At 62.4% G+C, this 10,583-nt stretch carries 12 protein-coding genes; 7 read left to right on the top strand and 5 right to left on the bottom strand.

Annotated features, from left to right (window positions below; translation table 11 throughout):
- Positions 1-26: 26 nt before the first annotated feature.
- From WMW70_RS17000 to pilG, 5 genes are all read right to left on the bottom strand, one after another.
- On the bottom strand, positions 27-884 hold the full coding sequence (locus WMW70_RS17000) for a protein-glutamate O-methyltransferase (protein ID WP_341438802.1): 858 nt from the start codon (positions 882-884) through the stop codon (positions 27-29).
- Between the two features lie 68 nt (positions 885-952).
- Positions 953-2,998 carry a methyl-accepting chemotaxis protein gene (locus WMW70_RS16995; protein WP_341438642.1) on the bottom strand — a complete coding sequence of 682 codons (2,046 nt, stop codon included), beginning with the start codon at positions 2,996-2,998 and terminating at the stop codon, positions 953-955.
- Positions 2,999-3,082: 84 nt separating this feature from the next.
- Positions 3,083-3,619, bottom strand: a complete 537-nt coding sequence (locus WMW70_RS16990; protein WP_341438641.1) for a chemotaxis protein CheW — start codon at positions 3,617-3,619, stop codon at positions 3,083-3,085.
- Positions 3,620-3,665: 46 nt separating this feature from the next.
- Positions 3,666-4,031 carry a twitching motility response regulator PilH gene (pilH, locus tag WMW70_RS16985; RefSeq protein WP_341438640.1) on the bottom strand — a complete coding sequence of 122 codons (366 nt, stop codon included), beginning with the start codon at positions 4,029-4,031 and terminating at the stop codon, positions 3,666-3,668.
- 48 nt (positions 4,032-4,079) lie between these two features.
- Entirely contained in the window at positions 4,080-4,487 is a 408-nt protein-coding gene (pilG, locus tag WMW70_RS16980) for a twitching motility response regulator PilG (protein ID WP_090446514.1), read from the bottom strand.
- A gap of 228 nt (positions 4,488-4,715) precedes the next feature.
- On the opposite strand from pilG, the gene gshB reads away from it, so the two are divergent.
- From gshB to WMW70_RS16945, 7 genes are all read left to right on the top strand, one after another.
- The gene (gshB, locus tag WMW70_RS16975; protein ID WP_341438639.1) at positions 4,716-5,678 is read left to right on the top strand and encodes a glutathione synthase; all 963 of its coding nucleotides are present in this window, start codon (positions 4,716-4,718) and stop codon (positions 5,676-5,678) included.
- A gap of 86 nt (positions 5,679-5,764) precedes the next feature.
- Positions 5,765-6,661 carry an energy transducer TonB gene (locus tag WMW70_RS16970; RefSeq protein WP_325503637.1) on the top strand — a complete coding sequence of 299 codons (897 nt, stop codon included), beginning with the start codon at positions 5,765-5,767 and terminating at the stop codon, positions 6,659-6,661.
- Between the two features lie 72 nt (positions 6,662-6,733).
- Positions 6,734-7,303 carry a YqgE/AlgH family protein gene (locus WMW70_RS16965; RefSeq protein WP_341438638.1) on the top strand — a complete coding sequence of 190 codons (570 nt, stop codon included), beginning with the start codon at positions 6,734-6,736 and terminating at the stop codon, positions 7,301-7,303.
- Positions 7,303-7,740 (top strand): Holliday junction resolvase RuvX, encoded by a 438-nt coding sequence (gene ruvX / locus WMW70_RS16960; protein WP_341438637.1) that lies wholly within the window; start codon positions 7,303-7,305, stop codon positions 7,738-7,740. Before WMW70_RS16965 ends, ruvX begins: the two co-directional genes overlap by 1 nt.
- Positions 7,741-7,771: 31 nt before the next feature.
- Complete coding sequence (pyrR, locus tag WMW70_RS16955) at positions 7,772-8,278, top strand: bifunctional pyr operon transcriptional regulator/uracil phosphoribosyltransferase PyrR (RefSeq protein ID WP_341438636.1); 507 nt, start codon at positions 7,772-7,774, stop codon at positions 8,276-8,278.
- 10 nt (positions 8,279-8,288) lie between these two features.
- Complete coding sequence (locus tag WMW70_RS16950; protein ID WP_341438635.1) at positions 8,289-9,293, top strand: aspartate carbamoyltransferase catalytic subunit; 1,005 nt, start codon at positions 8,289-8,291, stop codon at positions 9,291-9,293.
- Positions 9,293-10,564, top strand: a complete 1,272-nt coding sequence (locus tag WMW70_RS16945) for a dihydroorotase (protein WP_341438634.1) — start codon at positions 9,293-9,295, stop codon at positions 10,562-10,564. The genes WMW70_RS16950 and WMW70_RS16945 overlap by 1 nt, the downstream gene beginning before the upstream one ends.
- The last annotated feature ends 19 nt before the right edge of the window (positions 10,565-10,583 follow it).

Genomic DNA, 10,583 nt, shown 5'->3' with positions numbered 1-10,583 from the left:
ACTCCACTCATAAACTTGGCTCTGCCTTATCCCTTGCGGGTAAACGCCAGCACTCGCTCGTCGGCCACCGGGATCAACTCCGGATGCTGCCAACCCGCTATCTCGCCTACTCCCACCACCAGCAGACCACCCGGTGCCAGGCGCTCGGCCAGGCGGTTGAGGATCTCGCGGCGACGCCAGCGACGAAAATAGATCAACAAGTTCTGACAAAAAATAACGTCCATGCCGGACATCGGCGCTTTCGCCAACTCCAGCACATTGAGCCTGGCGCAACATACCCGTGCTGCCAGACTCGCTACCACTTTGAAACGACCGTCCGCCTGGGCCAGGAAATAACGCTGACACAGGTCTGCATCCATTTGTTCCAGCCGTCGCGCGCCATATTGGCCATCGCGCGCCTTGCTCAGGGCGTTAAGACTGATATCGGTACCGGTTACCGCATAGTGTTCGGGTTTATCGGTGTCGCGCAGTACCTCGGCGGCGCTGATCGCCATCGAATAGGGCTCTTCACCGCTGGAGCAACCCACGCTCCACATTTCCCAGGGTTTGCCCAACCCTTGCTGCAGACGCTCGGCCAGATAGCGCTCAAGCACCTCGAACGAGGGTCGATGACGAAAGAAGCGGGTTTCCTGCACGGTCAGGCGGTCCAGCAGGGTCGACCATTCCACCGCACCGCGGGGACCATCGGTCACCTGGCGGTAGTAGCTGGCGTAATCGCTTACGCCCAGCTCACGCATCCGCGCGGTCAGATTGGTCTGCAGAAACGCCCGCCGCCGCTCGTTGAGCACGACTCCGGTACGCTCCTCGAGCAACTGCTGCCAGTCACGAAACTCCGTGGCGGACATGTCTACCAGCTGTTGCAAGGCCCAGACGCCTGACTGCATGTCGTGCCCCTCGCTGACGGCCATGGGCGGCGTGCCTTGGCCCTTTCAGGCCGCGGCACAGCGCCGGCTTAGGCCTGTTCTCCGCCCGGCAGGGTAAAGCCGGACACCGACTTGCGCATCTCGCTGGCCATCTTGGCCAGGTTACCAATGCTCTTGGCGGTAGCCGTGGTACCGGACGAGGTCTGCGAGGTGATCTCCTGGATCACGTTCATGGTGTTGGAAATATGGCCGGCCGACGAAGCCTGCTGACGGGCAGCGTTGGAGATGTTCTGGATCAGGGCCGCGAGGGTCTTGGATACCTTCTCGATCTCTTCCAGTGCCACCCCGGCGTCCTGCGCCAGGCGGGCACCGCGTACCACTTCGGAAGTCGTCTGCTCCATGGAGATAACGGCTTCGTTGGTGTCGGTCTGAATCGTTTTAACCAGCGCTTCAATCTGCTTGGTTGCAGCAGAAGAACGTTCCGCGAGGCGTTGTACTTCGTCCGCTACCACGGCGAAGCCTCGACCCGCGTCACCGGCCATGGAGGCCTGGATCGCGGCGTTCAGGGCGAGGATGTTGGTCTGGTCGGCAATGTCGTTAATCAGGCTAACGATGTCACCGATCTCCTGGGACGACTCACCGAGGCGCTTGATCCGCTTCGAGGTGTCCTGGATCTGCTCACGGATGTTATCCATGCCGGTGATGGTGTTGTGCACCACTTCGTTGCCCTTGTTGGCGATGGCTACGGAACGCTCCGCTACCGCGGAGGACTCCGAGGCGTTCGCCGATACCTGGTCAATCGACACGGCCATTTCGTTGATCGCCGCAGAAGCACCGGCAATTTCCTGGGCCTGGTGCTCGGAAGCCTCAGCCAGGTGCATCGCCGTGGCCTGGGTTTCCTGGGCCGCACCGGCTACCTGAACGGCGGTCAGGTTGATGGTGGCTACCAGGTCGCGCAGCTGGTCGATGGAGTAGTTGATGGAGTCGGCGATGGCACCGGTAAAGTCTTCGGTTACGGTCGCGGCTACCGTCAGGTCACCGTCGGCGAGGTCGGCGATTTCATCGAGCAGACGCAGAATCGCAGTCTGGTTACGTTCGTTCTTCTCGGCGGTCTCGCCCAGGCGGCGGTTGGTTTCCCGCACCATCACCAGACCGATGAGGATGATCGAACCCAGGGCCAGCGCACCCAGCACATAACCGATCAGGGTATTCAACGCCCGACCGGCGGCCAGGTCATCGAAGCCGGAGGCCAGTCCCGAGGCCTGGTCCAGCAGCGTCTGCGACACGGTAAAGATGACGTTGGCCGACTCGCGCACCTGGAACAGTTCAGGCGAGGTTTCGAGAATCTCGTCCACCGAACCGGAAACGAACTCGAACAGTTCGGAAATCTCCGCCAGACGCTCAAGGGCTTCGGCATCGCTCACCTGGCTGATTTCCATGGCGGCGTTGCCTTCGAGCATGGCGTTGAGTACGCGACCGAACAGGCTGGCGTCGCGACCGAACATGTCGGCGGCTTGCACCGAGTCCTGGTCACCGGCCAGTACCTTGTTCACCGAACCGAGGATACGTTCGGCCAGCAGCGACTGGCGCTGGGCTACCGAAACCTGGGCCGCCGGCGCACCGCTTTCCAGCAGGATGTCGACCACTTCCTCATACTCGACCTGCAGCTGCGGAATGGTTTCCGCCAGGGTGGCGGCTACCTGGTGCAGCGACAGTACGGTCTGTTCGTTGGCCAGGATGGCGTCAGTGTTCTGCCGCAGCGTGTCCCAGTCCTTCTGCACCGCGTTCATCTGCGGCTGCAGGGATTCGGGTGCCGGTGGCAGGCCACTTTCCTCGCTGCCGTCGGTCAGGTAGCCCCAACGGGTCTGGAAGTCGTTACGGGCATCACGCAACAAGGCGAACGCCTCGGCCGTACCGGCCGCCGCTTCCGTGGAGTTTTTCGCAATACGCTGGGACAGAACACGCAGCTCACCGGCGTGACCAATATATTCCGTGTCGTAGTTGGACTGGGTGTTGATATAGGCGAAGTTGGCAAACAACAACACGATCGAAACGATCAGGACAATAAACAGCCCTGCAATCAACGTGCTGCTACGCGCACCCGCTAACAAATTACCTGTGTTTAGTTTTTTCATTTACTGGCCCCCGCCTGGACCGACCGCACTACGGTTCCCATGTAACGCCAAAAGGCCGGCAATGCCGACCCCACCGATAAACTGTTAATACGCCACATCGAGAAAACCCGGGTTCTGGGCCAGCGCGTGTGGGCTGAACACCAACCAGGGCTGTTCACGTTGGAAGACTCCATGAATGAAAGGAGAGATGGATGCCTCCAGCGGTGGCAGCCGCTCGGAGAAGGTATCCACTGGAAAATGCTGCATGCCGAACACTTCGTCGACCGTAAGGCCGGCGAAGACATCCTGGTGATCGACCACCAGTACCCGCCGCTTCTTGCGCAGCGGTGACAGTTCATGGCCGAAGAAGCCGCATAGATCCATGACCGGCAACAGGCGGCCGCGCACGTTGGCCACGCCCTTGACCCAGCTCTTCACGCCGGGCAACAGGGTATAACGCGGCTCGTGCAGCACTTCGCCGACTTCGCCCATGGGCGCGACGAAGAACCGCTCGCCCATACGAAAACCGATACCGCTCCAGGTCTGCACCAGCGCCTGCTGCGAAGGCAGCCCGGCCGCCAGCGCGCGACAGAGCTGGTCGATATCGAGAAGGGTTTGGAAAGGTGTTTGCGCGTCCGACATGCCTGTTGCGGCCTTATTCTTTTTTAATTGCGGACTGACACGGTGTTTAGCCGGCCAATACCGCATTCAGGGTTTTCACCAGGGTGTCTTCGTCGACCGGCGTGGTCAGATAATCCTTCGCGCCCTGGCGCTTGCCCCAGACCTTGTCGGTTTCCTGATCCTTGGTGGTGACGATGATCACCGGAATATGGCTGGTCTCGGCATCCTTGGTCAGCTGGCGGGTCGCCTGGAAACCATTGAGGCCCGGCATGACGATATCCATCAGCACCGCGTCCGGTTTTTCCTGGCGAGCAAGCGCCACGCCGTCCGCACCGTTTTCCGCCTTGAGTACCTGATGCCCGTGCTTTTCCAGCATGGCGGTCAGCTTGTACATTTCGGTCGGCGAGTCATCAACAATCAGAATTCGAGCCATGGTGTTTCCTAATACTTTAAATAGGCGTCCGGGGCGATGCCGCAGACGTCAGGAGGCTTGCTCCACCGGGATAAAGTCCGGTACGTGAGCCTTGATCGCACCGAGCAACTCTTCTTTGCTGAAGGGCTTGGTCAGGTACTGATCGGAGCCGACGATGCGGCCTTTGGCCTTGTCGAACAGACCGTCCTTGGAGGACAGCATGATCACCGGGGTGGATTTGAAAGCGCTGTTGTTCTTGATCAAGGCACAGGTCTGATAGCCATCGAGCCGCGGCATCATAATGTCGACAAAAATGATATTCGGATGGGTATCGGCGATCTTTGCCAAGGCATCGAAGCCGTCAACTGCGGTAATTACCTCGCAGCCCACCTTTTTCAGCAGGGTTTCCGCGGTACGACGAATCGTTTTCGAATCGTCGATCACCATCACCCTCAAACCCTCGGAATGCTGTTCCATGATTGCCCTACCATCGCCTCGGTGAGTCGTTATTTTGCGTTATATCAGTGCGCCTGAGGCCCTGTCACCGACGGGCTACAACCCAATCGTCGGGCCTTTTTAGCACACTCTCCAGATGCAATCTATAAGCCGCTCGGGGCCAAGGTTTTTTCCTTGACCACCCGACTTGTCAGCGCCACCCTGACGCCACATCACGTTATTCGCTGCCATTTTACGGAGAACACTGCCATGAGCGTCCGCCTCGGCATAGTCATGGACCCCATCAGCCAGATCGCCTTCAAGAAGGACAGTTCGCTGGCCATGCTGCTGGCTGCCCAAGCGCGCGGCTGGTCGCTCTTCTATATGGAGCAGAAGGATCTTTACCAGAAAAAAGGTGAAGCGCGCGCGCGCCTCTCACAGCTTAGTGTATTCAACGACCCGCAGCGCTGGTTCGAACTGGGCACGGAGCAGGATCTGCCCCTCGCCGAGCTCGATGTGATCCTGATGCGCAAGGATCCACCCTTCGACAACGAGTTCGTGTACTCGACCTACTTGTTGGAACAAGCCGAACAGGCTGGCGTCTTGGTGGTCAACCGCCCACAGAGCCTGCGCGACTGCAATGAAAAATACTTTGCCACCCAGTTTCCCCAGTACACACCGCCGACCCTGGTCAGTCGCCGGGCCGACATTCTGCGCGAGTTTGCCCAGGAGCACCGTGACATCATTCTCAAACCCCTCGATGGCATGGGCGGTTCGATGATCTTTCGCCACCGCGAAGGCGACCCCAACCTGTCGGTGATCCTCGAGGCCCTGACCAACCATGGCCAGCAGCAGATCATGGCCCAGGGTTATCTGCCGGGGATCAAGGATGGCGACAAGCGCATCCTGATGATCGACGGCGAACCGGTACCCTACTGCCTGGCGCGCATACCGGCCGCCGGCGAAACCCGCGGCAACCTGGCCGCCGGCGGTCGCGGCGAAGCCCGCCCGCTAAGCGAGCGCGACCGCGAAATCGCCGCCGCAGTGGGCCCGACCCTGCGCGAGAAAGGCCTGCTGTTCGTCGGTCTGGACGTGATCGGCGAGCACCTGACCGAGATCAACGTCACCAGCCCGACCTGTATCCGCGAGATCGACGCAGCCTACGACACCCGTATTGGCGAGCGCCTGATGGATGCCATCGAAGGCAAGTTGCAGGCCAAGGCGAAAGCTTGAAGCACGTAACAGCTTCGAGCTTGTCGCTTGCAGCTGGCGGCCCCAAACCGTCAGACTGCGCGCAACCCCAGCAGACCTGAAACACGATGAACGCAGCAGCCCACCCACCTGAACTCTCCAGCGCCGGCGTACGTCCGGCGGACCGGCTGGGCTTCACCCTGTTTCTCGCCGCGGCCCTGCATGCCGCGCTGATCCTCGGCCTGGGCTTCACCCTCAGCGAACCCAACCAGATCAGCAAGACCCTGGAAATCACCCTGTCGACTTTCAAGAGCGAAGAAAAGCCCAAGGAGGCCGACTTCCTCGCCCAGGACAATCAGCAGGGCAGCGGCACCCTGGAACACAAAGCCGCACCCAAGACCACCGAGCAGGCACTGTTTCAGGACACCGAAGTCAAGCGCGTCACCCCACCCGCCGCCCCCCAGCAGCCGGCCGTACGCCAGCAAGCACCGAAAGCCGCAGTCGCCACCCGCGCCCCGCAGCAGCAGAAGACCCCGGTCAAGCGCGAGGAGGTCAAACCAACGCCGCAGACCCGTCCGGCACCGGTATTCGACAGCGCACAACTGTCATCGGAGATCGCCAGCCTGGAAGCCGAGCTGGCCATGGAAGTCCAGCAGTACGCCAAACGCCCGAAGATCCACCGCCTCAACGCCGCCTCGACCATGCGCGACAAGGGTGCCTGGTACAAGGATGAGTGGCGCAAGAAGGTCGAACGCATCGGCAACCTCAACTACCCGGACGAAGCACGCCGCCAGGGTATCTACGGCAACCTGCGCCTGCTGGTGTCGATCAACCGCGACGGCACCCTCTACGAGGTGCTGGTGCTGGAATCTTCGGGCCAGCGCCTGCTCGATCAGGCCGCCCAGCGCATCGTGCGCCTGGCCGCACCGTTCGCCCCCTTTACCGGCGACCTGGCCGATGTCGACCGCCTGGAAATCATTCGCACCTGGCGCTTCGAGCGTGGTGACCGCCTTTCCAGCAACTGAAGCACCCGCGTTTTTTCTAGCGCCGTGCGCGTGGTGCTTGAAGCGACTGCCGCGAAGCCTGAAACTAACGCCATGAAAGACGCCAGCCCGAGTTACCTCAAGCATCACCTCCTGATCGCCATGCCACACATGGCCGATCCGCATTTTGCCCAGACCGTGACCTACCTGATCGACCACAACGAACACGGTGCCATGGGCCTGGTCATCAACAAACCCAACGGCCTCAACCTGGCCGACGTGCTAGAGCAGCTGCGCCCGGACGAAGAGCCGCCGGCGCTGTGCCAAAGCCTGCCGATCTTTTCCGGCGGCCCGGTACAGAGTGACCGAGGCTTCGTTCTGCACCCCAGCGGTCCGCAGTTCCAGGCCACCCTGGAGCTGGGCGAACTGGGCCTGTCGACCTCCCAGGATGTGCTGTTCGCCATCGCCGATGGTAGCGGCCCGGAGAAATACCTGATCACCCTCGGCTATGCCGGCTGGGAAGCCGGTCAGCTGGAGGCCGAACTGGCCGACAACGCCTGGCTGACCTGCCCGGCGGACAACGCCATCCTCTTCGACCTGCCCTTCGACCAGCGCCTGAATGCCGCCGCCGCACGCCTGGGCATCAATCTCAGCCTGCTCACCTCACAAGCCGGGCACGCCTGATGGGCGAAGCAAAACCGCCGCGCCTACTGCTGGGCTTCGACTACGGCAGCAAACAGATCGGCGTTGCGGTCGGCCAGGTGATCACCGGCCAGGCTCGCGAGCTGTGCATCCTCAAGGCGCAGAACGGCGTGCCGGACTGGCAGAAGGTCGAAGCGCTGATCAAGGAATGGCAACCGGACGCCATAGTCGTCGGCCTGCCGCTGAATATGGACGGCACGAAAAGCGAGATGAGCGAACGCGCGGAAAAATTCGCCCGTCGCCTTAACGGCCGCTTCAACCTGCCCGTGCACACGCACGACGAACGCCTGACCACCTACGAGGCCAAAGGCCAGCGCCTGCAACAAGGGCAGAACAGCGGCTACCGCGAGCGCCCGGTCGACGCTTTGGCCGCGGCTCTCCTGCTACAGGGTTGGCTAGAAGAAAATTGTTCGGGCTGAACGCCCGCGAGTCCGCATCTGGAGTGTTGCCATGAGCTTACCCAACCCGGCCGAACTGCTACCACAAATGGCCGCCGCCCTGACCCGCCACTTGAACCAGCGGCAGATCAGCGAACCGCGCTTTATCGGCATCCGCACTGGCGGCGTCTGGGTCGCCCAGGCGCTGCTCGAAGCCCTGGGCCGCGACGACGCACTGGGCATTCTCGATGTGTCCTTCTACCGTGACGACTTCACCCAGAACGGCCTGCACCCGCAGGTGCAACCGTCCGAGCTGCCATTCGAGATCGAAGGCCAGCACCTGGTGCTGATCGATGATGTGCTGATGAGCGGCCGCACCATCCGTGCCGCCCTCAATGAACTGTTCGATTACGGCCGCCCGGCCAGCGTAACCCTGGTCAGCCTGCTCGACCTCAACGCCCGCGAACTGCCAATCCGCCCGGACGTGGTCGGTGCGACCCTGTCGCTGGACGGCGAGCAGCGGGTAAAATTGTCCGGCCCCACGCCGTTGACCCTCGAACTCCAGACGCTTGCCCACTGAGACTCGCCAGATGACGACCATAGCCGCCAAGCGCCCGCTGCAGCTGAATGACCAAGGCCAACTGCGCCACTTTCTGTCCCTCGACGGCCTGCCCCGCGAGTTGCTGACGGAAATCCTCGACACCGCCGACTCCTTCCTTGAGGTCGGCGCACGGGCGGTGAAAAAAGTCCCGCTGCTGCGCGGCAAGACCGTGTGCAACGTGTTCTTCGAGAATTCCACACGCACCCGCACCACCTTCGAGCTGGCGGCCCAGCGCCTGTCGGCGGACGTGATCACCCTCAACGTGTCGACCAGCTCCACCAGCAAGGGCGAGACCCTGTTCGACACCCTGCGCAACCTCGAAGCCATGGCCGCCGATATCTTCGTCGTGCGCCATGCCGACTCCGGTGCCGCGCACTTTATCGCCGAGCACGTCTGCCCGAACCTGGCAATTATCAACGGCGGCGACGGCCGTCATGCCCACCCGACCCAGGGCATGCTCGATATGCTGACGATTCGCCGGCACAAAGGCAGCTTCGAGAACCTATCGGTGGCGATCGTCGGCGATATCCTGCATTCACGAGTAGCACGTTCGAACATGCTCGCGCTGAAAACCCTGGGCTGCCCGGATATCCGCGTGATCGCGCCGAAAACCCTGCTGCCGGTGGGTATCGAGCAGTACGGCGTGACGGTCTACAGCGACATGACCGCGGGCCTCAAGGATGTCGACGTGGTGATCATGTTGCGCCTGCAGCGCGAGCGCATGACCGGTGGCCTGCTACCCAGTGAGGGCGAGTTCTATCGCCTGTTCGGCCTGACCGAACAGCGCCTCAAGCTGGCCAAGCCGGATGCCCTGGTGATGCACCCGGGCCCGATCAACCGCGGCGTGGAGATCGAATCGGCAGTGGCCGACGGCCCGCAGTCGGTAATTCTCAACCAGGTCACCTACGGCATCGCCGTGCGCATGGCGGTGCTGTCCATGGCCATGAGCGGGCAGAACGCCCAACGCCAACTCGACGCCGAGGAGCAGAACTGATGCGTATCGCAATCCTCGGTGCCCGTGTCATCGACCCCAGCAGCGGTTTCGATCAGCTCGCCGATATCTATAGCGAAGGCGGCAAGATTGTCGCCATCGGCCAGGCTCCGGCCGGCTTCGTCGCCGAACAGAGCATCAACGCCCAAGGCCTGGTCGCCGCACCCGGCCTGGTCGACCTTAACGTTGCCCTGCGCGAGCCGGGTTACAGCCGCAAGGGCAGCATCGCCACGGAAACCCTGGCGGCAGCGGCCGGCGGCGTCACCAGCCTGTGCTGCCCACCCTTTACCAAACCGGTGCTGGACACCCCGGCGGTGGCCGAGCTGATTCTCGACCGCGCCCGCGAAGCCGGGCATACCAAGGTGTTCCCGATTGGCGCACTGAGCAAAGGCCTGGAAGGCGAGCAGCTGGCCGAACTGGTGGCCCTGCGCGACGCCGGCTGCGTGGCCTTCGGCAACGGCCTGGACAGCTTTCGCAATAACCGCACCCTGCGCCGCGCCCTGGAATACGCAGCCACCTTCGATCTGACGGTGATTTTCCACTCCCAGGACTTTGATCTGGCCGAAGGCGGCCTGGCCCATGAAGGTGCCACCGCCAGCTTCCTCGGCCTGCCGGGCATTCCGGAAAGCGCCGAAACCGTGGCCCTGGCCCGTGACCTGCTGCTGGTCGAGCAGACCGGCGTGCGCGCGCACTTCAGCCAGCTGACCAGCGCCCGCGGTGCCCAGCTGATCGCCAGTGCCCAGGCCCGCGGCCTGCCGGTAACCGCCGATGTGGCCCTGTATCAGCTGATCCTCACCGACGAGGCGCTGATCGACTTCTCCAGCCTCTATCACGTGCAGCCGCCGCTGCGTACCGCTGCCGACCGCGACGGCCTGCGCGCGGCGGTAAAAAGCGGGGTGATCTCGGCCATCTCCAGCCACCACCAGCCCCATGAGCGTGACGCCAAGCTGGCACCCTTCGGTGCCACCGAGCCGGGCATCAGCAGCGTGCAACTGCTGCTGCCGCTGGCCATGAGCCTGGTGCAAGATGGCTTGCTCGACCTACCCACCCTGCTCGCGCGCCTGAGCAGCGGCCCGGCGCAAGCGCTGCGCCTGTCTGCCGGCACCCTGAGCGTAGGCGCGCCCGCCGACCTGCTGCTGTTTGATCCGCAGGCTTCGACCCTGGCCGGTGAAAGCTGGTACTCGAAAGGGGCCAACTGCCCGTTTATCGGTCACTGCCTGCCCAGCGCCGTGCGCTACACCCTGGTAGACGGGCATATCAGCTACCAGGCCTGAGAACCTGCTTACGATCTGC

This window comes from Pseudomonas sp. XK-1 (assembly GCF_038069885.1).
Classification (GTDB): domain Bacteria; phylum Pseudomonadota; class Gammaproteobacteria; order Pseudomonadales; family Pseudomonadaceae; genus Aquipseudomonas.
Note: the sequence above shows the minus strand (reverse complement) of the source record. Positions and strands in the feature narration are given on the sequence as shown.

Bases quoted from the DNA above. Each gene is read 5' to 3' on its own strand.
- pilG (WP_090446514.1), bottom strand. From the start codon at position 4,487: ATGGAACAGCATTCCGAGGGTTTGAGGGTGATGGTGATCGACGATTCG.
- WMW70_RS16950 (WP_341438635.1), top strand. From the start codon at position 8,289: ATGACGACCATAGCCGCCAAGCGCCCGCTGCAGCTGAATGACCAAGGC.
- pyrR (WP_341438636.1), top strand. From the start codon at position 7,772: ATGAGCTTACCCAACCCGGCCGAACTGCTACCACAAATGGCCGCCGCC.
- pilH (WP_341438640.1), bottom strand. From the start codon at position 4,031: ATGGCTCGAATTCTGATTGTTGATGACTCGCCGACCGAAATGTACAAG.
- gshB (WP_341438639.1), top strand. From the start codon at position 4,716: ATGAGCGTCCGCCTCGGCATAGTCATGGACCCCATCAGCCAGATCGCC.
- WMW70_RS16990 (WP_341438641.1), bottom strand. From the start codon at position 3,619: ATGTCGGACGCGCAAACACCTTTCCAAACCCTTCTCGATATCGACCAG.
- WMW70_RS16970 (WP_325503637.1), top strand. From the start codon at position 5,765: ATGAACGCAGCAGCCCACCCACCTGAACTCTCCAGCGCCGGCGTACGT.
- WMW70_RS16995 (WP_341438642.1), bottom strand. From the start codon at position 2,998: ATGAAAAAACTAAACACAGGTAATTTGTTAGCGGGTGCGCGTAGCAGC.
- ruvX (WP_341438637.1), top strand. From the start codon at position 7,303: ATGGGCGAAGCAAAACCGCCGCGCCTACTGCTGGGCTTCGACTACGGC.
- WMW70_RS16965 (WP_341438638.1), top strand. From the start codon at position 6,734: ATGAAAGACGCCAGCCCGAGTTACCTCAAGCATCACCTCCTGATCGCC.
- WMW70_RS16945 (WP_341438634.1), top strand. From the start codon at position 9,293: ATGCGTATCGCAATCCTCGGTGCCCGTGTCATCGACCCCAGCAGCGGT.
- WMW70_RS17000 (WP_341438802.1), bottom strand. From the start codon at position 884: ATGCAGTCAGGCGTCTGGGCCTTGCAACAGCTGGTAGACATGTCCGCC.